Source organism: Paenarthrobacter sp. NPDC089307 (assembly GCF_040685055.1).
Classification (GTDB): Bacteria; Actinomycetota; Actinomycetes; order Actinomycetales; family Micrococcaceae; genus Arthrobacter.
Window position 1 is genome coordinate 397,454 of record NZ_JBFBHE010000005.1, and the last position, 19,950, is coordinate 417,403.

The following is a 19,950-nucleotide window of genomic DNA, read 5'->3' on the forward strand; positions in this document are numbered from 1 at the left end:
CCGCATGGCTACGAAAGCCCCCGACGGGAACATCGATGAGTCGAAGCTGACCGTCACCAAACCCAAGACCAAAGCCGTCGGCATCCCTGCCGTTGCCAACGCGCTGAAGATCTCCTTGGAACAAATGGGTCCGGTGCGCAGCGTCCAGACCCTGCTGGCTGTGAACCAGTTGGACGGGTTCGACTGCATGGGCTGCGCCTGGCCCGAGCATGAAAAGCGCAATGCAGCGGAGTTCTGCGAGAACGGCGCCAAGGCCGTGGCCGAGGAAGCCACCCGGCGCCGTGTCACGCCGGAATTCTTCGCCAAGTACTCCGTGGAGGAACTGAAGACCCGCGACGACTACTGGCTGGGCCAGCAGGGCCGCTTGACCCATCCCATGGTGTTGGAGGAGGGCGCCACCCACTACACACCGATCGAATGGGATGACGCCTACGAGCTCATGGCCCAGGAACTGAGGGAGCTGGAGCACCCGGACCAGGCAGTGTTCTACACCTCGGGACGGACGTCCAACGAGGCCGCATTCGTGTACCAGCTCCTGGTCCGCGGCCTCGGGACGAACAACCTGCCCGACTGTTCCAACATGTGCCACGAGTCCTCCGGCTCTGCCCTGGTGGAAACCATCGGCATCGGCAAAGGCTCCGTCAGCCTGACCGACCTGGAAACGGCGTCGTTGATCTTCGTCGCAGGGCAGAACCCGGGAACCAACCACCCCCGCATGCTCAGCGCTTTGGAGAAGGCAAAGAAGAACGGCGCCGTCATTGTGTCCGTGAATCCCCTGCCCGAGGCCGGCCTCCTGCACTTCGAAAACCCCCAGCACGTGGCCGGAATGGTGGTGGGCACCCAGCTGACCGACGACTTCCTGCAGATCCGGGCCGGTGGCGACCAAGCCCTCTTCCAAGGCCTGGGCAAGTACCTCCTGGAAGCCGAAGCTGCCGGACGGTCCACGCCGGGCCTGGACACCGTCCTGGACCACGCGTTCATCAACGACCACACCGTGGGCATCGACGACTATCTCCGGTTCCTGGAAAAGGTGGAGTGGGCCGACATCGTTGAAGCCACGGGCCTGACCCTGGAGCAGCTCCACGCCACAGGCGAACGGCTGCTCGCCTCCAACGCCACGATTGTGTGCTGGGCCATGGGCCTCACGCAGCACAAGCACTCGGTGCCCACCCTGCGGGACGTGGTGAACGTGCTGCTGCTTCAAGGAAATATTGGCAAGCCCGGCGCCGGGGTGTGCCCTGTCCGCGGCCACTCGAACGTCCAGGGCGACCGCACCATGGGCATTTTTGAAAAGATGCCGGAGACATTCCATGACCGTCTGGACCAGGAATTCGAGTTCCGCTCGCCCAGGGACCACGGCTTTGACACCGTGGCAGCCATCCGTGCCATGCGGGACGGGAAGGTCCGGTTCTTCATGGGGATGGGCGGTAACTTCGTCCGGGCGGCCCCCGACTCGGAGGTCACTGAGCAAGCCCTGGCCAATACCCGGTTGACCGTGCAGATCTCCACCAAGCTGAACCACTCCCACCTGTCCACAGGCAAGCGGGCCTTGATTCTGCCCACCTTGGGCCGGACCGAGAAGGACACCCAGCGCACAGGTGACCAACGCGTCACGGTGGAAGATTCCATGAGCGCCGTCCACGCCTCACGGGGCCGGCTCAAACCTGCCAGCGATCACCTGCACTCCGAGGTAGCGATTGTCTGCAACCTCGCCGACAGGCTTTTCACCGACGGCCACCACCGCCTGCCGAACACGCCCAAGGCCTCCTGGCTGGAAATGCGGGACGACTACACCCTCATCAGGAAGCACATTGAGGCGGTCTTTGACGGTTTCGAAGACTTCGAAGCCCGGATCCAGCACCCCGGCGGCTTCGTGCTGCCGCATCCGCCCCGCGACGCCAGGAAGTTCGACACCGCTTCCGGGAAGGCGCACTTCACGGGCAATGAACTGGAGTTCATCAAGGTCCCACCGGGCAAGCTGGTCCTGCAGACCCTGCGCTCCCACGACCAGTACAACACCACCATTTACGGCAAGGACGACCGGTACCGCGGCATCCACGGTGGCCGGCGCGTGGTTCTCATCAACGCCCGGGATATCACCGAACTAGGTTTTGCCGACGGCGACATGGTCCACCTCATCTCCGAGTTCCAGGGGATCGACCGCCGGGCCGAGAACTTCCGCATCGTGTCGTATTCGACGCCGAAGGGTTGCGCAGCCGCGTACTACCCCGAGACCAACGTCCTGGTGCCGCTGGATTCGGTGGCAGACACCAGCGGAACACCAACATCAAAATCCGTGATCATCCGGCTGGAAAGGGCCTAGACACACAACAGATTTCCACCCGTCCGGTGGTCCGTAATTGGTGCTTCGGTGCCTGAAACCTGGGGAGGTATTTCCTCATCGAAGCACCGCTTTCGGATCATTGGGCAGCATTTTCAGCAACAGCAAGGAACAGGGAGTAACCATGTCAGGAAACAGAGCAGTCGCCTACAAGGAACCCGGTGTCGTCGAAATCATCGACACCGACTACCCAACGTTTGAGCTCAAGGACGGACCGGGCGTCAACCCGGCCAACGTCGGCAGGAAGGTCCCGCATGGTGCCATCCTGCGGACAGTGACCACCAATATCTGCGGTTCGGACCAGCACATGGTCCGTGGCCGCACCACAGCACCGCAGAACCTGGTCCTCGGCCACGAAATCACCGGCGAAGTGGTGGAGGTGGGGCCCGACGTCGAATTCATCAAGGTAGGCGACATCGTCTCCGTTCCGTTCAACATCTCCTGTGGCCGCTGCCGGAACTGCAAGGAACAGAAGACCGGCATCTGCCTCAACGTCAACCCCGACCGCCCCGGCAGCGCCTACGGCTACGTGGACATGGGAGGCTGGGTCGGCGGACAGGCCGAGTACGTCCTGGTCCCGTATGCGGACTGGAACCTGCTGCGCTTCCCGGACCGCGACCAGGCCCTGGAGAAGATCATGGACCTGACCATGCTCTCGGATATTTTCCCCACCGGCTTCCACGGCGCCGTTACGGCAGGCGTAGGCGTCGGCTCCACGGTGTACGTTGCCGGAGCCGGACCCGTGGGTATCGCTGCCGCCGTCGGCGCCCAACTACTGGGGGCCGCCGTCGTAATTGTGGGCGACATGAACGAAGACCGCCTGGCCCAGGCGCGCTCCTTCGGCTGCGAAACCGTGAACGTCTCGCAGGGCGACCCCAAGGACCAGATAGAGCAGATCCTGGGCGTTCCCGAAGTGGACTGCGGCGTTGACGCCGTGGGCTTCGAAGCCCGCGGACACGGCAAGGATGCCTCCCACGAGGCACCGGCCACAGTCCTGAATTCACTGATGGACATCACCGCCGCCGGCGGCGCCCTGGGCATCCCGGGGCTGTACGTCACCGGTGATCCGGGCGGAATCGACGAGGCCGCCAAGCACGGTTCGCTCTCGCTCTCCCTGGGCACCGGTTGGGCCAAGTCCCTGTCCTTCACCACCGGCCAGTGCCCCGTGATGAAGTACAACCGCCAGCTGATGATGGCCATCCTCCACGACAAGGTCCAGATCGCCAAGGCAGTCAACGCCACGGCCATCCCGCTCGAAGACGCACCACGCGGCTACGCCGAATTCGACGCCGGAGCGGCCACGAAGTTCGTACTGAACCCCAACGGCTACGTGAAAAACTAGTACGCCGGGCGCAAGTACGCACCCAACAGTTACCGGGGCTGCGCGGCAGCAATTACGGGAAGGCCGTGCAGCCCCGGTGCCTGTGCCACACCACGGGCACCACCCCGGGAAACGGAAGACCATGCTTGCTCAAGAGGAGTCACCAGCCAGCCTCCAGCGGCATCATGCCACCACGTGGGCAGAAGCACGGCAGCTGGCCTACGGCTGTGCCGCCCCGCTGCCGTCGTCGCACGCCAGCCTGGGGACAGCAGTCGGCTTCACCCTGGCCCACGATGTCGTCGCCCGCCAGGACCTTCCCCACTATGCGTCCTCAGCCATGGATGGCTGGGCCATCAACGGCGAGGGCCCATGGACCATAGTTGCGTCCGGTACCATCGTTGCGTCCGGTCGCTGCCTTTTGTCCGGTGAAGCCAGCGTCATCGCCACCGGGGGCCTGGTTCCCACGGGCGCCACGGGCGTGCTCCGCAAGGAAAGTGGCGACGTATCCGGAGACGGCATTCTCTCACTCGGCCGTGGCGCGAAAGCGAACGAGGCACTCCCTGGCCGGCACATCCGCCCGGCCGGTGAAGAAGCCACCGCCGGCGACATCCTCATCCCCGCCGGGACACTGCTCAATCCCGCCCACCTTGCCCTCGCCGCTGTGGCCGGACACGATCAGCTGCTGGTGCAGCGCAAGCCGAGGGTCGCCGTGGTGATGACAGGCTCCGAAGTTGTCACCTCAGGCGAGCCGGCACCCGGACAGGTACGTGACGCTTTCGGGCCGCAGCTTGCTGCAGTCATCCCGCAACTGGGTGGGGTGCCCGTTGGGCAATTGCGGATCGGCGACTCGGATGAAGAGTGGCTGGCGGCGCTGGGTGGGGTAGGTTTCGACGGCGGTGGGGCAGGTTTCGACGGCGGTCAACGGCCCGAGGTGACGATAACCACCGGCGGAACCGGCAAGTCGGGAACAGACCACTTCCGTGCCGCCGTTGCCGCGCTCGGTGGACGGCTCCTGCTGGACGGGGTTGCCATGCGTCCAGGCCATCCTGCCGTGTTGGCCATCCTCCCGGACGGCCACTTCATCGTTGGGCTGCCGGGTAATCCCCTGGCCGCCATGCTGGCCCTCATGACGCTGGGCGAACCGCTGCTTGCCGCGCTGGGCAACCGGCCCCTCCAAGAGCCTACGCCCATGCTCTCCGGCGCAGACCTGGAGCCTGCCGCCGGAAAAACACGCCTCATACCCTGCAGCATCGTCCACGGGCTGGTGTTTCCTGCCGCGCACACGGGTCCCGGGATGATGCGCGGGCTTGCCTGGGCCGATGGCTACATGGCCATCCCTCCCGAAGGTGCGGCGGCGGGCGAGCCTGTTCCGGTGCTGCCCTTGCCGTGGACAACACCGTCTGGTTCCGCGAGCCACTCCACCAACCCGCCAGGAAGGCAGACCCCATGGCACGGATGACCCAGCGCCGGAAGATCCACCGCTTCCACCTGGACGCAAACGCTGAACATCCCGTGCGCTTCAAGGAGGACCTCCTGGCTGCCGAGGAGCCCCTGGAAATCAGGATCGCCGGTACGTCCTTTGCCGTGACCATGCGGACTCCCGGGGATGACTTTGACCTCGTGGCCGGCTTCCTGGTGTCCGAAGGCATCATCCGCAGTCAATCGGAGCTGGTCTCCCTGCGGTTCTGTTCCGGCGAGAAGGACGGGGTACAGACCTTCAACGTCGTGGACGCCCAGCTGCGCCCGGACGTTCCCTTGCCCGACACCAAGCGGCACGTCTACACATCCAGCTCCTGCGGCATCTGCGGCACGGACTCCATCGACGCCGTGCGCAAGACCATCCACTACGACACGTCCCTGGACGGGTTGCGTGTTCCCGTCGATCTCCTGGCCGAACTGCCCGACCGCCTGCGCGAAGCCCAGGCCGTCTTCGACAGGACCGGCGGGGTCCATGCTGCCGGACTCTTCAAGGTAGATGGCTCCGAGCCGGAACTCCTGTGCCTGCGCGAGGACGTCGGCCGCCACAACGCCGTGGACAAGGTGGTGGGGTGGGCACTGCGGCAGGACATGCTGCCCCTCAGTGGCCTGGTCCTGCAGGTTTCCGGCAGGGCATCGTTCGAACTCGTCCAGAAAGCGGCACTGGCCGGGATCCCCATATTGTCAGCGGTCAGCGCGCCCTCCAGCCTGGCCGCGGATCTCGCTGCCGGGACCGGCCTGACGTTGGTGGGCTTCAGCCGGGGACACAGCTTGAACGTCTACGCGGGACGGGAACGGCTGGTCGCTTCACGGGCCGCTCTTGAGGAGGTGGCCGCCAGCGCATAAGTGTCGTGAGCCCCGTGATGTGAAAGGGTCCGTGGAAAACTCCGTCTAGGATGAGGAAAGACGAGGGTGCAGGCCGTTCCGGGCTACGAAAGCCCCGGGCCGCCTGCCTGGACAACGACACGAGGCAGCATGGCCGCACGCAACAACCAGGACTTCGACAAGGACGCGGACGCGCAGGGCGGAGGCGTCCAGTCGGTGGACCGCGCCCTCCAGATCCTGGAGATCCTCGCCCGGGAAGGCGATGCCGGGGTGAGCGAGATCGCTGAGGAAATGGGTGTCCACAAATCCACCGTGTCCCGTTTGGTGGGCTCCCTGGTTGGCCGTGACCTGGTCCGGCAGAACAGCGAACGCGGCAAGTACCAGTTGGGGTTTGGCATCCTCCGCCTGGCTTCGTCCATACCGGGCCGGCTCAGTGTGGTCCATGAGGCCCGGGAAGTCCTGGAAGCTCTTGCGCATGAGTACAAGGAAACGGTTAACCTTGCGGTCCTGAGGTCCAACTATGCCGTGAACGTGGACCAGGCCATGGGGCCCTCAACGCTGGCCACCTACGACTGGGTGGGCAGCCTGACACCCTTGCACGCCACCTCCAGCGGCAAGGTGCTTCTCGCTGCCCTGACCGCGGACGAACGAACCTCGGTCTTTAAGGCTGTCGGCCTGCCGGCGCGTACTCCGCGGACCGTGACCAACCGCGGGGAGTTGGAGAAGCAGTTGCTGGACGTGGCCCGCAACGGATACGCCACTGTCCATGAAGAATTCGAAATCGGCCTGACTGCGGTCGCAGTGCCCATCTACAACCATGCAGGGAACGTCATCGCCGCCGTGAGTATCTCCGGCCCGGCTTTCCGCTTCTCGCCCGAGGACCAGCCGGGGCTCATCGATGGCCTGCGTGAGGCTGGCCTGACCATCAGCGCCCGGATGGGGTACAGGCACCGCTAGGCCCTGCCAAGCGTCTCCAAGCACCTCTCCGGCGCAGTCAGGGAACCGCTCTGCGCAACAGACCTCATGATAGGCAACGGCTTACGTCAAGGCCAATTGATATATCAAGATGCCGTCAAAGACGGAAAAACCCTTGACTTTGATGTGTGACGGGGCGCACTCTGTTGCTTAGCGCGAATGTTGTTGATTCATGCGGAACGTTCCCTACCTTCCCCAAAACGCACGCAAGGCCGTGCATCAACGAAAAACCATGACTCGCCGAGCAAAGGACCCGCTCATGGCTACAAATAGTGACACAAAACCTCTAACACCGGAGGACTTACCCGCCGACGAACGTCCGGCAGGCAGTACAGCACCCGTCCACGTGGAGATTCCTGAAGAAGTCATCAGCGTCTCCCCCGATGCAACGAACCCCGCAGCCCTCAACGACGAGGACGGAGGTGCGGAGACCCTCCCCGGTTCTGAGGAATACGAACAGATCCTGGTGGAACTCCGCAACGCCAGGACCGAGCAGGCCGTATCGGCCCGCCGGAACCAGAAGCTTACCCTCGACAAAGTTACCTTCGGGATCACGGGCGCCATCGCCGTCGCCTTCGTGGTCTGGGGCTTTGTCGGACGCGACAGCCTTTCGGAAACGTCCAAAGGCGCCCTGAACTGGGTCATGGAATACACCGGTTGGTTGTTCATGGTCCTCGCCTCGTTGTTCGTGGTTTTTGTCCTTTGGCTCGCCTTGGGCAAATTCGGCAACATCCCCCTGGGCAAGGACGGCGAAAAGCCTGAATTCCGTACTGTTTCCTGGGTGGCAATGATGTTCGCCGCGGGCATGGGCATCGGCCTCATGTTCTACGGTGTCGCAGAGCCGCTGTACCACTACATCTCGCCGCCGCCGGGCACCGTGGACGGCCGCACGCCGGCTGCCATCCAAACTGCAATGGCCACCTCGATCTTCCACTGGACGCTCCACCCGTGGGCTATGTATGCAGTGGTGGGTATCGCCATGGCCTACGGCACCTACCGCCTGGGTCGCAAGCAGCTGGTCTCTGCGGCATTCACTTCGCTGTTCGGAATCAGGATGGTCGAAGGGCCCGTCGGAAAGTTCATCAACATCCTGGCCATCTTTGCCACACTGTTCGGAACCGCTGCTTCCCTGGGCCTCGGTGCCCTGCAAATCGGCAGCGGCATGACGTCCAACGGCTGGATGGGTGAGGTCGGCACTCCTGTGCTGGTGGTCATCGTGGCCATCCTGACCTTCTGCTTCGTGGCCTCAGCCGTTTCCGGCATCAGCCGCGGAATCCAGTGGCTGTCCAACATCAACATGGTCCTGGCCGTGGTGCTTGCCCTCATCGTCTTTGTTGCCGGCCCCACGTTGTTCATCCTCAACCTGATCCCCTCGGCGATCGGCGACTACGCCCGCGACCTCGCCGAAATGTCGTCCCGGACTGAAGCCGTGGGCGACGAGGCGTTGCGTAGCTGGATGACCAGCTGGACCATCTTCTACTGGGCCTGGTGGATCTCCTGGACGCCCTTCGTCGGCCTGTTCATTGCCCGTATCAGCCGGGGCCGCACCATCCGCCAGTTCGTCACCGGCGTACTGCTGGTGCCCAGCGTTGTCAGCGTGATCTGGTTCGGCATCTTCGGTGGAGCCGCCTTCCAGGTCCAGCAGGACGCGGACAAGGCCGGCACCCCCGGCCTCGTGACCACCACCAACGGCGTACCGTCAGTCAACTTCGACGGCGCACTCTTCGACCTGGTCAAGAACCTGGGTATGCCCGGCTGGATCACTGCAGCCGTCATCGTCCTCGCCATGGTCCTCGTGGCAATCTTCTTCATCACCGGTGCCGATGCGGCTTCCATCGTCATGGGCTCGCTCAGCTCCAACGGGGCAGAGCACCCGCGGCGCGCCGTCGTCATCTTCTGGGGAAGCCTCACCGGTGCTGTCGCCGCCGTCATGCTTTTGGCAGGTGGTGACGAACCATCAGAGGCCTTGGCCGGGTTGCAAAGAGTCACCATCGTGGCGGCGCTGCCGTTCGTGATCGTCATGCTGCTGCTCTGTTTCGCCCTGACCAAGGACCTCAGGCGCGATCCCCTGTCGCTGCACAAGCGCCTGGCCACCTCAGTGGTGGAGCGAGCCATCCGTACGGGTGTGGAGCAACATGGCGGCGTCCAGTTCGATCTGGTCACCAAGCACGAGTGCGGCGAAAAATGCACCGAGTCCGATTGCTCCGGAGGAACAGCTACCGGCACCATCCCGCTGGTTGGCAAGCCTCCACTGAGCTCCAACGACAAGTAATCCATAGCTGCCCCCAACACAGTTAGGTCCCCCATGTCCTACGTATCCACCACAGAAGGAACCCTCCGGCTCAGCAGCCAGTCCAACGACGTGATCCTCACCGTGGACGCATCCAAACCCATGACGGTCCGGATCGAGGTTGACCATTGCCCGTGCGGCTCGGCACGTAACCGGCCGGGCTCCTACGTCGATAGCGATTTGAACAGCTAGCCGAAACTGACAGCAAAGCAGGCGCCGGATTTCCGGCGCCTGCTTTGCTGTTTGTACTGTCGTGGGCCAAGGCCTACTTGGGCATCAGCACCGAGTCCACCAGGTAAACGGTGGCGTTGGCGGTGTGGACGCCGCCGCAGATCACGTTGGCGCCGTCAACCGTGAGGGCGTCCTTGGTGCCGGCAACAGTTACTTCGCCACCCTGTACCGTCTTGTGCGTTCCGACGATCTTGTCCGGGGTCAGCTGGCCGGGAACCACGTGGTAGGTGAGGATCTTGCTCAGCAGGGCATCGTCCGTCTTGAGCGTCTCAATGGTGGCGGGGTCGATCTTGGCGAAAGCGTCATCGACCGGTGCGAAAACGGTGAACTCGCTGCCGTTCAGGGTGGAAACCAGGTCCACCTTGGGGTTGAGCTTTCCCGAAACAGCGGCCGTCAGGGTCTTGAGGAGCGGGTTGTTGGACGCCGCTACGGCTACGGGGTCCTGGGCCATGCCCACAACGGAACCTGCGCCGTTGGGAACCTGGGCGGCGTAGCCGGCGCAGCCGGGACCGACGAGGTCACGGGCCGGGTCCATGGCGGTGCTTGCCATGGCCGACGACGACGGCGACGGTGCCATCGACGACGGAGCCGCGGAGGAACTCATCGGAGCCGGCGATGAGGAAGAAGGGGTGCTTGAGGTGCTGGATCCACCACAGGCAGTGAGCCCGAGGAGGGTGGCTGCAGTGAGGCCAACGAAGGCGAGGGCGGGGCGCTTTGTGGACAACATGTCATTCTCCTTGTTTTTGGAACCAGGGCGTTGGATCCATTCGGTGGTGGGACACGGACTGCAGGTGCTGCTTTTTCACACCTGCCGGTTTGTGTCTCACCAGCTATTCGGAGGATGGGGCGGGGTGGATGGGTGCGGATTGAAAAACTTTTTCAAAGCCACGCAACGCGGGGTCACTTATGGCCCATGTTGAGGCCCTTAATGGGCCATAAGTGACCCCGCGTTGTTCTAGAAGTACGGCCGCGTGATCAGCTCCAGCGCGTGGCCTGAGGGGTCCTTGAAGTAGACCCCGCGGCCGCCGTGCTCAGTGTTTGTCTCGCCAGGACGCGTCATCTGCGGATCTGCCCAATGCTCGACGCCGGCGCTCACCAAACGCTCGTAGGCGCGGTCAAAGTGTTGGTCGTCAACCAGGAAGGCGTAGTGCTGCATCTGGATCTCCACCGGCGGCTCCGCGAATTGGAGCATTACCCCTCCAGCCAACGAGAGGTTGGTGAACGGACCCCAGCTCGGGGCCTGGTCGGCTTCAAGGATGGAACGGTAGAACCCGGCCGAGGCGTTGCGGTCGAGGGAAGCGATGATGGTGTGGTTAAAAAGTGCGGGCATGCATTTACTCCTTTATGTGGATCGATGGGAATGAGGTTCATCGATCCGGAAGGAGGAGCGCGCTGGCTACAGGAGCGCGTCAGGGGCCGGCCGGGTAGCCGATCCGTGCAGGGCAGAAGCCCGATCCGGTCATCACGGTGGAAAGTCTAGCCGAACCCCCGCACCGGTGGCAGGATGGGCGGATGGCTATCGAGGTCCGCCCGGCAACGGTGTTCGATGACGTGAAGACCATGGTGGGGCCCAAGAGCCCCGATTCCAACGTGTGCTGGTGCCTGAGTTACAGGATCCCGTCCAAGCTGAACCAGAGCCTCCAAAAACAGGAGCGCGGCCGGTACGTCGAGAAGCTGGTTGCGGAAGACCCGCCTCCCGGCGTTTTGGCGTACGACGGCGACGAGGTAGTCGGGTGGGCAGCGGTCCACCCCCGGGCGGACACCACTTTCGCGAAGAACCGCAAGATCCCGCAGGTGGATGAAACGAACGTGTGGTCCGTGTGGTGCATCCGCGTGCGGCCCGGGCATCGGGGAAGGGGCATCTCCCACGAGCTTCTGCAAGGCGCCATCGAGTTTGCCAAAAGCCATGGCGCACCCGTCATTGAGGGCTATCCCGTGGATAACAAGGGCGGCAAGGTGGATCTGACCATGGCGTACGTGGGCACTCGAAGGCTCTTTGAGAAGGCCGGCTTCAAGAAGGTCGCTGAAACCACGTCCGTCCTCAATGGCTTCCCTCGGGTGCTGATGCGGCTGGAACTGGGCTAACCCAAGAGCGCCGTCATCCTGTGGGCTTCCTCCAGCACCAACTTCCCCAGGAACTCCTGGCGGTCCGGGCGGAAGCGGGGCTCGATCCCGGTCAAAGACAGCGCCCAGGCCGGGCGCCCGTGCGTGTCGAACACTGCCGCGCCCATGCCCCAGCTGCCCTCCAGGATGAGCCCGGGATTCACTGAGTACCCAGCCAGCCGCGTCCGTTCCAGGTTTTCCCGCACCACGTCTTCCGGGTGCCCCGCGGCGAACTCACCCGCATGCGCCGGCCAGTCCGCCAGCAGTGCTTCCTGTTCGGCCTGAGGCAGGAATGCCATGATCGCCGTCCCTGCGGAAGCTATGCCCAGCGGGAACCGTACCCCCTCGTGGAGCACGAAGGACCGTACCGGGAACGAGCCCTCTTCCCTCAGCACGCAGACGGTTTCGTTGCCGCGGCGGATGGAGAAGAACGCGCTCTCCCCGGTCTCCGCGGCCAGCCTGCGCAGCGAAGGCCGGGCAAGGTCTTCCATGGGAAAGCGTGCCGCCGCCACGGACCCCAGCAGGAAGATTTCCGGGCCCAGAACCCACTTTCCGGAGGCCGGATCGTGCTCAAGGAGTCCTTCCACCGCCAGTGAGGTCAGCAGCCGGTGCACGGTGGGACGGGTCAGTCCCGATTCCCGCACCAGTCCCGCCAAGGACGTTCCTCCAGGTCTCCGGCCCACCAAGCGCAGCAACAGCGCCACCCTGCCCACTACTTGCGCGCCCTGCACTGTCATGTGACTTCCTCGCATAGATTTCATCCACAATATGGACACCTTCCACTCTAGCGTCCACAGCGTGAGTAGCCCAGCCCTCCAAGCATTGACCCCTACCCAGCAGAAACCTAGGCTTCAAAGCAAGACGCAATGAGTCCACAAAGTGGATATACCGTACTCAAAGAGGAGTCAGCAATGTCCAAACTGCAGGCGGGCGCAGCCCAAGCGCTGGGTGACCTGATGGCAGACGGCCTGACCATCGCCGTCGGGGGCTTTGGCCTCAGCGGTGTCCCCGCGGACCTCATCGACGCCGTCCGGGAGTCGGGCGCCAAGGACCTCACCATCGTTTCGAACAACATGGGCGTGGACGGCAAGGGCCTTGGGGTGCTGATTGAATCCGGCCAGGTCCGGAAAGTCATTGCCTCTTACGTGGGCGAGAACAAGCTGTTCGCGGAGCAATATCTGGCCGGCAAGCTCGAAGTTGAGTTCACGCCGCAGGGCACCCTCGCGGAACGCCTCCGCGCCGGCGGTGCCGGCATTCCCGCCTTCTACACCCGGACGGGCGTGGGCACCTTGGTAGCCGAAGGCAAGCCCCTGGAAGAGTTCGACGGCGTGACGTACGTCCGCGAGCGCGCCATCACCGCCGACGTCGCACTGGTCCACGCCCACACCGCGGATACGGACGGCAACCTGATCTACCGCTACACCGCGCGGAACTTCAACCCCGTGGTGGCCACCGCAGGCGCGGTCACCGTTGCCGAGGCTGAGGTCATCGTCCAGGCCGGCGAGCTGGACCCGAACCACGTCGTCACCCCGGGCGTCTACGTGCAGCGCTTGGTCCAGGCCACTGGCCGCGTGAAGGACATCGAGCAGCGCACGGTCCGTCCCCGCCCCGAACCCGTCCCGGCTTAAGCAAAGGAGCACACACCATGGCATGGTCACGAGACCAGATGGCGGCCATCGCGGCCGAAGAACTCAACGACGGCGATTACGTCAACCTCGGCATCGGCATCCCAACACTGGTAGCCAACAACCTGCCCGACGGCGTGCGGGTGGTGCTGCAGAGCGAGAATGGCCTGCTCGGCATGGGCCCGTTCCCGTATGAGGGCGACGAGGACGCCGACCTCATCAACGCCGGCAAGCAAACAGTGACCATCACGCCCGGGGGCAGCATTTTCGACTCCGCCACCTCGTTCGGCATGATCCGTGGCGGGCACGTGAAGGTGGCCATCCTGGGCGCCATGCAGGTATCCGGCGGCGGCGACCTCGCCAACTGGACCATCCCCGGCAAGATGGTCAAGGGCATGGGCGGCGCCATGGACCTTGTTGCGGGCACGCCCCGCGTGGTGGTCCTGACCGAGCACAACGCCAAGGACGGCACGGCCAAGATTGTCAGCGAGTGCACCTTGCCGCTCACGGGGCTTAAGTGCGTGGACCGGATCATCACGGACCTCGCCGTTTTTGACATCGTGCAGACGGACGACGGCGGAACGCGCCTGCTGCTAACGCGCCTGGCTCCAGGCCTGACCGTGGAAGAGATCCGCGAAAAGACCGAAGCACGATTCGATGTGGCGCTCGAAGCCACCTCCCCCAACCCGGAAGAACAGGCACTCGAAGGAGCCAACGCATGAGCCTCAAGGAACAGTTCGGCAAAGACATCCTGCTTACCGGTTGGGGCCACAGCAAGTTCGGCAAACTCACGGATGAGACCCTGGAATCCCTGATCGTCCAGGTTGCCGGGGACGCCATCCGGAACTCAGGCCTGGAACCCAAGGACATCGACGAGATCTACCTGGGCCAGTTCAACTCGGGCATGCAGCCACTGGGGTTTACCTCATCCCTGGCGTTGCAGCTCTCCGAGGACCTCGCCAACATACCGGCGACCCGCACGGAGAACGCCTGCGCCTCCGGCTCCGCTGCCTTCCAGCAGGGCGTCAAGGCCGTACTCGCCGGAACCGCCCGGAACGTGCTGGTGATCGGCGCGGAAAAGATGACGGGCGCCGGTGCTGACGTTGTGGGGGCTGCCCTGCTGGGTGCGTCCTACGAAATGGCAGGCAAGGCATCGTCAACGGGTTTCACGGGGTTGTTCGCTGAAGTGGCCATGCACTACGGCAAGCGCTATGGCTCCTCCATCAGCGGACCGGGCTTTGAGGGCGGACTGGGTGACGTCCTCGGTTCCATTGCCGCCAAGAACCACCACAACGGCATGGACAACCCCTACGCCCAGATGCACCGGGACTTCGGCGAGGACTTCTGCCGGACCATCTCCGAGAAGAACCCCATGGTCGCCGAGCCCTTGCGACGCACCGACTGTTCGCCGGTCTCCGACGGTGCGGCCGCCGTCGTACTTTCAACATCGGCTACCAACGGCGCAACGGAAGCCGTTCGCCTTGCGGGGTTCGGACACGCGAACGATTTCTTCCCGGCCGAGAAGCGCGACCCCACCGAATTCGCCGCTACCCGCGCCTCGTGGGAGCGTGCGTTCACCATGGCGGGCGTCGGCGTGGACGACCTGGACTTCGCCGAGGTTCACGACTGCTTCACCATCGCCGAGCTCATCATGTACGAAGCCATGGGCCTGGCCCCGCGCGGGGAGGGCTCCCGGGCCATCAAGGAAGGCTGGGTGTACAAGGACGGCAAGCTGCCGGTCAACGTGTCCGGCGGGTTGAAGGCCAAGGGACACCCTGTCGGCGCCACGGGTGTCTCGCAGCACGTTATCGCTGCCATGCAACTCAGTGGCACCGCGGGCGATATGCAGCTCCCCCATGCCCGGCGTGGTGCTGTGCAGAACATGGGCGGGGTGGGCATCGCGAACTACGTGAGCGTCCTCGAAGCCCTGTAGCTACCCAAACCAGGCGCTCAGCGGTTCCGGATCAGCGCTGCGATCTCCTTAAAGCCGAGCCGCTCTGCATTCTGCAGGGCGGTTCGGCCTTCGGGATCGCGGACATCCGGGCTGGCCCCTGCCGCGAGGAGCTGCCGGACCACGTCCTGCTGGTTGGGGCCGCCGTTGTTAAGCAGGATGGCTTCCTGCATGGCGGTCCAACCAAGGTTGTTGACATGGTCCACGGGCACGCCGGCGGCGATGAGGATGCGCACGGTTTCCGTATGGCCATGCTCGCTGGCCGGGATCAAGGCGGTGCCGCCGTACCGGTTGATGCTGCGGACGTCGGCACCGGCAGCCAGGGTCAGTTGCAGGACTTCGTTGAACCCCTCCGCCCCGGCATAGAGGAATGCGGAGTCCTGGATGTCGTCCTTCGCATTGACGTTGCCGCCAGCCGCAATCAGCTCACGTACGCGGGCGGGATCGTTGGCTTTGGCAGCCAGGATCAGGAGTCGGTCGGTTTCCAGTTGGGCCTCCGCTGATAGTGGGGTTGGGGTCACCGCAGCAGGGGACGACGACGCCGGCCCTGGGTTCGCGCTCGACGCCGCGGCCGGGGCGGGGGCTACGGAAGCGGGGGCCGGGCTGGCAGGCGACGGCGCCGTCGTCGAACATCCCGTCAGCAACCCGACCACCACCAGCAACCCGAGAGTTTTTGTACAGCTAATGCGCTTAAAACGCTCTCTAAAGGGCATTACCTGTACAAAAACTCCACGAGGGGGCACGGCTACTTCGCCGCTGCAGCCAGGGCGTCGGCACCGGCGGTTGCGCAGGCCTCGTCGAGGGCGCCGTCAGGGGCGCCGCCGACGCCGATACCCGCCACCGAGACGCCGTTGACCTTCAGCGGTACGCCGCCTGCAAGGAACAGCGTTCCGGGGAGGTCCGCGATGGACGGGCCGTTGCCGTTGATGCGCTTGGCGAGCTCGCTGGTAGGGGCACCGAAGGCGGCCGCAGTGTATGCCTTCTGCTTTGCGGCCTCGATGGTGTGCTCGGCAGCGTTGTCACCGCGGAGGATGGCCTGGACTGTGCCGAAGCGGTCCACGAGGGCGACGGTTACGAACGGCAGCTTGTCTGCCTGGCATTTGGCCAGGGCTGCGTTCACCGCTTTGCTGGAGGCTCCCACGGTGATCCGGTTCTGTGCCACAACGTTCTCCGGGGCGGGCTGGACGTCGGCGGCTACCTTCGCGGTGGCGGCTTCAGGTGCAGCGGCCGGCGCCACGGCATTGGCCACGGCGGTGATTCCACCGGTGAGCAGCAGTGCTCCGGCAGCGGCGGCGGCAATGGTCTTGTTGGACTTCTTCATGGGTTCTCCTCGGCAGGTTCGTGGGTACGATTCCATGCTTCCGCGGCACATCAGCAGCCACATCGGCCCGAAGCAGCCCAACGCCTCATACTTTCCGCACGCCGTATCAGCCAAAAGGTGGAGAGACCAATATCCGCCGTGGATCTAGCATGGAAAGATCGCCCACCAGCGCCAAAGAACACCACAAGCGAAACGGAACCGGGAACCATCCATGCCAAGTGCCCCTCCACGGCCCGCTTCAGGCAGCCGCTTCGATGGCCGCATCGACGCCGTGGTCCACGCCGGCTTCGCCGTCCTCATGGTGGCTTCCGGGGTCCGGTACGTCATGCGGCACTCCCCCGCCGACAACCTGTGGACGGTTGCCTTGGCCGTTGCGGTCTGTGCGCTGTATGCAGTCACCGCCGGGCTGGCCCGGCCCCGGACACCCCGCGGCAATCCGTGGATCCCGTGGATGGTGGCCCTCGTGGCAGCGTGGGGTGCGCTGGTGATCATAGCTCCGAGCTTTGCGTGGTGTTCCTTCGCCATCTTCTTCCTGGCGCGACGGGCGTTCCGTGGCTGGGCCGGCTACGCTGCCAGCGGCGTAACCGCAGCGGCCACCGCCGTCGGGCTCTTCCGTATGAGCGGATGGACGGACGTCGCCATGCTGCTCGGTCCCCTCGCCGCCGGCGCGCTGCTCACCCTGATCTACGACAAGATCGAACGCGACCAGGAGCAGTTGGCCGCCACGGAACGGGAAGCCGGAATCGCCGCCGAACGCGAGCGCGTCTCCCGGGAAATCCACGACACCGTGACCCAGGGACTTGCCAGCAGCCTGCTTCTCCTTGAGGCCGCGCAACGATCCTGGCCGGAGGATTCGGCGTACCAGGACGTCGCTAAGGCATCCGGTCTCCTGCGGCGGAACCTCGCCGATACCCGCAGCCTGGTGCACGAACTTTCCGCGCCGGGCCTGGAATCCGGGCCCCTCCTTGAAGCCCTGGAGCACGCTGCGCGCCAGTATGTGGACACCATCGAGGTCCAGGTCATCGGGCACCCGCGCCCCCTCCCGTCCGAGGTCCGCCATACCCTGCTCCGCGTCACCCAGAGCGCTGCCGCCAACATCAAACTCCACGCCCACGCGGACCACGCCAGCGTGACCCTGGGGTACCTTCCGGAGGCAGTCACCCTGGACGTGTACGACGACGGACGCGGCTTTGATCCCGGAGCGGTGCCTTCGCCGTCGGAAACCGGAGGGTACGGCCTGCGCGCCATGCGGCAGCGGGTGGAACAGTTGGGCGGAGAATTGTCCGTGGAGAGCTCACCGGGCGAAGGAACCATTATTGCGGCGCAGCTCCCGCTCAGCCAGCCTGCCCATTGGTCAAAGGAGGGCCTGTGACCGTCATTTCCGTGCTGCTCGTGGACGATCACACCGTGGTCCGGAGCGGACTCAAGGCGCTGCTGGGCACCCAGGGCGATATCGCCGTCGTCGGCGAAGCCTCCTCGGGTGAGGACGCGCTGGAAGCCGCCCAGGAGCTTACGCCCGATGTTGTGCTGATGGACCTGGCCATGGGCGCGGGGATGGACGGCATCGAGGCCATCAAGCAACTGCGCCATCGCAACCCGAAGCAGGCGGTGATCGTGTTCACCACGTACGACTCCGACGCCGACATTGTCCGCGCAGTGGACGCAGGGGCCATGGGGTACCTGTTGAAGGATGCCGCGCCGGAGGAGATCTTCGCAGCCGTGCGCGGCGCCGTTCAGGGCAAGAGCGTGATGAGCGCGCCTGTGGCGTCCCGTTTGTTCCAGCAAATGAGGAATCCGGACGACATCCTCACCCCGCGGGAAGCGGAACTCCTCAGCCTTCTCACCGAGGGCCTCAGCAACCGGGATCTGGGCAAACGCCTTTTCATTTCCGAAGCAACGGTCAAAACACACCTTGCGCACATCTACGCCAAGCTGGGCGTCGAGACCCGCGCTGCAGCCATCGCCACAGCCATACGGCGCGAGGGGATGCGGTAACGGCACGCGGTTCGTTACGCTGACCATATGTCGGACACATCGGGTCGCAGAATGTTCACCACTCCAGGGACAGCTTTGTTGGTCCGGGGAGCCCTCGCCATCGTTTTTGGCCTGCTGGTCCTGGTCCTGCCCAGTGCCACTGTGTTCGCGGTGGTGGTGGTGTTCGGGTTCTTCGCCATCGTGGACGGCATTACCAGCGTGGCCCACTACTTTTACGATCCCGCGGGCCGGTCCCGTTGGAGCGTGGTGGGTGGCTTCATCTCCATCGCCGCCGGTGTGCTGGCCATCGCCTGGCCCGGGATCACAGCCGCGGCCATTGGCGTGCTGATCGGATTGTGGGCCCTCGTGTTGGGGATCTCGCAGATCATCCTTGCACTGGCAGCCCGCAGCTTCATCCGCAGCTGGGGGCTGTGGCTCCTCATTGGCCTGGTGACCACCGTGTTCGGGATTGTCGTTTTGGTGAACCCCGGTGTTGGCCTCCTGGGCCTTATGGGCATGTTGTCCGCGTTCGCCATCCTGACGGGCCTGCTGCTCATCGCTTCGGGCATCGGCCTCCGCAAACTGGCCCACACCCAGCCGCTGTACGGGCACTAGCTTTCGGACGGTAAAAAGCCGTCAGGGGATGCGCTCAGCGCCAAGTTCGGTAAGTTAGTGGCTGTGAAGATAGCTACCTGGAATGTGAACTCCCTCCGCGCCCGAGCCGACCGTGTCGAAGCCTGGCTTGAGCGCAGCGACTGTGATGTCCTGGCCATCCAGGAGACCAAGTGCAAGGACGAGAACTTCCCCTGGGAGCTCTTTGAGCGCATGGGCTACGAGGTTGCGCACTTTGGCGTGAACCAGTGGAATGGCGTGGCAATCGCCTCCCGCGTGGGCTTGGAAGACGTGGAGCGCACCTTCGTTGACCAGCCCGCTTTTGGCAAGGCCGGCAAGGATCCTGCCCAGGAAGCCCGCGCCATTGCTGCCACGTGCGGCGGAGTCCGGGTCTGGAGCCTGTACGTTCCCAACGGACGCTCCCTGGACGACGAACACATGCCTTACAAGATCAAGTGGCTTGAAGTCCTCCGAGGCCAGGCTGCTGAATGGGTCCAGGCCGACCCCAACGCCCAGATCGCCCTCATGGGCGACTGGAACATCGCACCCTTCGACGACGACGTGTGGGACATCCAGCTCTTCCGCGACAACAACTACACCCACGTCAGCGAACCCGAGCGGGCAGCGTTCCACGCGTTCGAAACCGCCGGATTTACCGACGTCGTCCGTCCTTATACGCCCGGTCCCGGCGTCTACACCTACTGGGACTACACGCAGCTGCGCTTTCCCAAGAAGGAGGGCATGCGGATCGACTTCTGCCTGGCCTCCCCGGCGCTCGCCTCCCGCGTGACGGGCGCTTCCATCGACCGCGAGGAACGCAAGGGCAAGGGCGCCTCTGACCACGCTCCCGTGATCGTGGAGCTTGCGGACTAGGCACCCACTGACTCGGACGAAAGGGGCTGGCT

20 protein-coding genes are annotated in these 19,950 nt (G+C 64.4%); 15 read left to right on the forward strand and 5 right to left on the reverse strand.

The window, feature by feature from the left end:
• The first annotated feature begins 4 nt into the window (after positions 1-4).
• From AB0N72_RS14685 to AB0N72_RS14715, 7 genes are all read left to right on the forward strand, one after another.
• Positions 5-2,323, forward strand: a complete 2,319-nt coding sequence (locus AB0N72_RS14685; protein ID WP_363931101.1) for an FdhF/YdeP family oxidoreductase — start codon at positions 5-7, stop codon at positions 2,321-2,323.
• A gap of 142 nt (positions 2,324-2,465) precedes the next feature.
• Positions 2,466-3,683, forward strand: coding sequence for a formaldehyde dehydrogenase, glutathione-independent (gene fdhA, locus AB0N72_RS14690; protein ID WP_363931102.1), 1,218 nt, complete (start codon positions 2,466-2,468; stop codon positions 3,681-3,683).
• A gap of 121 nt (positions 3,684-3,804) precedes the next feature.
• A complete protein-coding gene (locus tag AB0N72_RS14695; RefSeq protein WP_363931103.1) occupies positions 3,805-5,121 on the forward strand; it encodes a molybdopterin molybdotransferase MoeA in 1,317 nt (438 codons plus the stop codon).
• A complete protein-coding gene (fdhD, locus tag AB0N72_RS14700; RefSeq protein WP_363931104.1) occupies positions 5,109-5,984 on the forward strand; it encodes a formate dehydrogenase accessory sulfurtransferase FdhD in 876 nt (291 codons plus the stop codon). The genes AB0N72_RS14695 and fdhD overlap by 13 nt, the downstream gene beginning before the upstream one ends.
• A gap of 129 nt (positions 5,985-6,113) precedes the next feature.
• Entirely contained in the window at positions 6,114-6,920 is an 807-nt protein-coding gene (locus AB0N72_RS14705; RefSeq protein ID WP_363931105.1) for an IclR family transcriptional regulator, read from the forward strand.
• Positions 6,921-7,197: 277 nt separating this feature from the next.
• A complete protein-coding gene (locus AB0N72_RS14710) occupies positions 7,198-9,210 on the forward strand; it encodes a BCCT family transporter (protein ID WP_363931106.1) in 2,013 nt (670 codons plus the stop codon).
• 33 nt (positions 9,211-9,243) lie between these two features.
• On the forward strand, positions 9,244-9,420 hold the full coding sequence (locus tag AB0N72_RS14715; protein ID WP_363931107.1) for a hypothetical protein: 177 nt from the start codon (positions 9,244-9,246) through the stop codon (positions 9,418-9,420).
• A gap of 73 nt (positions 9,421-9,493) precedes the next feature.
• Here the strand turns inward: AB0N72_RS14715 and AB0N72_RS14720 are convergent, their stop codons facing one another.
• Both AB0N72_RS14720 and AB0N72_RS14725 read right to left on the reverse strand, forming a co-directional pair.
• The gene (locus tag AB0N72_RS14720; protein WP_363931108.1) at positions 9,494-10,186 is read right to left on the reverse strand and encodes a fasciclin domain-containing protein; all 693 of its coding nucleotides are present in this window, start codon (positions 10,184-10,186) and stop codon (positions 9,494-9,496) included.
• A gap of 228 nt (positions 10,187-10,414) precedes the next feature.
• Positions 10,415-10,789, reverse strand: a complete 375-nt coding sequence (locus tag AB0N72_RS14725) for a VOC family protein (protein WP_363931109.1) — start codon at positions 10,787-10,789, stop codon at positions 10,415-10,417.
• A 182-nt stretch (positions 10,790-10,971) separates the two neighbouring features.
• Between AB0N72_RS14725 and AB0N72_RS14730 the strand changes: the two genes are divergently transcribed.
• On the forward strand, positions 10,972-11,544 hold the full coding sequence (locus tag AB0N72_RS14730) for a GNAT family N-acetyltransferase (protein WP_363931110.1): 573 nt from the start codon (positions 10,972-10,974) through the stop codon (positions 11,542-11,544).
• Here the strand turns inward: AB0N72_RS14730 and AB0N72_RS14735 are convergent.
• Complete coding sequence (locus AB0N72_RS14735) at positions 11,541-12,299, reverse strand: IclR family transcriptional regulator (protein ID WP_363931111.1); 759 nt, start codon at positions 12,297-12,299, stop codon at positions 11,541-11,543. The two genes, AB0N72_RS14730 and AB0N72_RS14735, sit on opposite strands and share 4 nt — an antisense overlap.
• A gap of 174 nt (positions 12,300-12,473) precedes the next feature.
• On the opposite strand from AB0N72_RS14735, the gene AB0N72_RS14740 reads away from it, so the two are divergent.
• From AB0N72_RS14740 to AB0N72_RS14750, 3 genes are read left to right on the forward strand one after another with little or no spacing between them, the layout of a single operon-like run.
• Complete coding sequence (locus tag AB0N72_RS14740) at positions 12,474-13,190, forward strand: CoA transferase subunit A (protein WP_363931112.1); 717 nt, start codon at positions 12,474-12,476, stop codon at positions 13,188-13,190.
• A gap of 17 nt (positions 13,191-13,207) precedes the next feature.
• Positions 13,208-13,909, forward strand: coding sequence for a CoA transferase subunit B (locus tag AB0N72_RS14745; RefSeq protein WP_363931113.1), 702 nt, complete (start codon positions 13,208-13,210; stop codon positions 13,907-13,909).
• Complete coding sequence (locus tag AB0N72_RS14750; protein WP_363931114.1) at positions 13,906-15,120, forward strand: acetyl-CoA acetyltransferase; 1,215 nt, start codon at positions 13,906-13,908, stop codon at positions 15,118-15,120. The genes AB0N72_RS14745 and AB0N72_RS14750 overlap by 4 nt, the downstream gene beginning before the upstream one ends.
• Before the next feature lie 17 nt (positions 15,121-15,137).
• Here the strand turns inward: AB0N72_RS14750 and AB0N72_RS14755 are convergent, their stop codons facing one another.
• On the reverse strand, positions 15,138-15,851 hold the full coding sequence (locus tag AB0N72_RS14755; protein WP_363931115.1) for an ankyrin repeat domain-containing protein: 714 nt from the start codon (positions 15,849-15,851) through the stop codon (positions 15,138-15,140).
• Between the two features lie 32 nt (positions 15,852-15,883).
• Entirely contained in the window at positions 15,884-16,459 is a 576-nt protein-coding gene (locus tag AB0N72_RS14760) for a heme-binding protein (RefSeq protein ID WP_363931116.1), read from the reverse strand.
• Between the two features lie 211 nt (positions 16,460-16,670).
• On the opposite strand from AB0N72_RS14760, the gene AB0N72_RS14765 reads away from it, so the two are divergent.
• The 4 genes from AB0N72_RS14765 to AB0N72_RS14780 all read left to right on the forward strand — a co-directional run bounded on the left by AB0N72_RS14765 (position 16,671) and on the right by AB0N72_RS14780 (position 19,918).
• Positions 16,671-17,831, forward strand: coding sequence for a sensor histidine kinase (locus AB0N72_RS14765; RefSeq protein ID WP_363931117.1), 1,161 nt, complete (start codon positions 16,671-16,673; stop codon positions 17,829-17,831).
• A complete protein-coding gene (locus AB0N72_RS14770; protein WP_363931118.1) occupies positions 17,828-18,454 on the forward strand; it encodes a response regulator transcription factor in 627 nt (208 codons plus the stop codon). Before AB0N72_RS14765 ends, AB0N72_RS14770 begins: the two co-directional genes overlap by 4 nt.
• A 51-nt stretch (positions 18,455-18,505) precedes the next feature.
• Positions 18,506-19,048 carry a DUF308 domain-containing protein gene (locus AB0N72_RS14775; protein WP_363931119.1) on the forward strand — a complete coding sequence of 181 codons (543 nt, stop codon included), beginning with the start codon at positions 18,506-18,508 and terminating at the stop codon, positions 19,046-19,048.
• 63 nt (positions 19,049-19,111) lie between these two features.
• Complete coding sequence (locus AB0N72_RS14780) at positions 19,112-19,918, forward strand: exodeoxyribonuclease III (RefSeq protein WP_363931120.1); 807 nt, start codon at positions 19,112-19,114, stop codon at positions 19,916-19,918.
• The last annotated feature ends 32 nt before the right edge of the window (positions 19,919-19,950 follow it).

Coding starts and splice junctions, on each gene's coding strand:
- AB0N72_RS14685 (WP_363931101.1), top strand. CDS start 5: ATGGCTACGAAAGCCCCCGACGGGAACATCGATGAGTCGAAGCTGACC.
- fdhA (WP_363931102.1), top strand. CDS start 2,466: ATGTCAGGAAACAGAGCAGTCGCCTACAAGGAACCCGGTGTCGTCGAA.
- AB0N72_RS14695 (WP_363931103.1), top strand. CDS start 3,805: ATGCTTGCTCAAGAGGAGTCACCAGCCAGCCTCCAGCGGCATCATGCC.
- fdhD (WP_363931104.1), top strand. CDS start 5,109: ATGGCACGGATGACCCAGCGCCGGAAGATCCACCGCTTCCACCTGGAC.
- AB0N72_RS14705 (WP_363931105.1), top strand. CDS start 6,114: ATGGCCGCACGCAACAACCAGGACTTCGACAAGGACGCGGACGCGCAG.
- AB0N72_RS14710 (WP_363931106.1), top strand. CDS start 7,198: ATGGCTACAAATAGTGACACAAAACCTCTAACACCGGAGGACTTACCC.
- AB0N72_RS14715 (WP_363931107.1), top strand. CDS start 9,244: ATGTCCTACGTATCCACCACAGAAGGAACCCTCCGGCTCAGCAGCCAG.
- AB0N72_RS14720 (WP_363931108.1), bottom strand. CDS start 10,186: ATGTTGTCCACAAAGCGCCCCGCCCTCGCCTTCGTTGGCCTCACTGCA.
- AB0N72_RS14725 (WP_363931109.1), bottom strand. CDS start 10,789: ATGCCCGCACTTTTTAACCACACCATCATCGCTTCCCTCGACCGCAAC.
- AB0N72_RS14730 (WP_363931110.1), top strand. CDS start 10,972: ATGGCTATCGAGGTCCGCCCGGCAACGGTGTTCGATGACGTGAAGACC.
- AB0N72_RS14735 (WP_363931111.1), bottom strand. CDS start 12,299: ATGACAGTGCAGGGCGCGCAAGTAGTGGGCAGGGTGGCGCTGTTGCTG.
- AB0N72_RS14740 (WP_363931112.1), top strand. CDS start 12,474: ATGTCCAAACTGCAGGCGGGCGCAGCCCAAGCGCTGGGTGACCTGATG.
- AB0N72_RS14745 (WP_363931113.1), top strand. CDS start 13,208: ATGGCATGGTCACGAGACCAGATGGCGGCCATCGCGGCCGAAGAACTC.
- AB0N72_RS14750 (WP_363931114.1), top strand. CDS start 13,906: ATGAGCCTCAAGGAACAGTTCGGCAAAGACATCCTGCTTACCGGTTGG.
- AB0N72_RS14755 (WP_363931115.1), bottom strand. CDS start 15,851: ATGCCCTTTAGAGAGCGTTTTAAGCGCATTAGCTGTACAAAAACTCTC.
- AB0N72_RS14760 (WP_363931116.1), bottom strand. CDS start 16,459: ATGAAGAAGTCCAACAAGACCATTGCCGCCGCCGCTGCCGGAGCACTG.
- AB0N72_RS14765 (WP_363931117.1), top strand. CDS start 16,671: ATGCCAAGTGCCCCTCCACGGCCCGCTTCAGGCAGCCGCTTCGATGGC.
- AB0N72_RS14775 (WP_363931119.1), top strand. CDS start 18,506: ATGTTCACCACTCCAGGGACAGCTTTGTTGGTCCGGGGAGCCCTCGCC.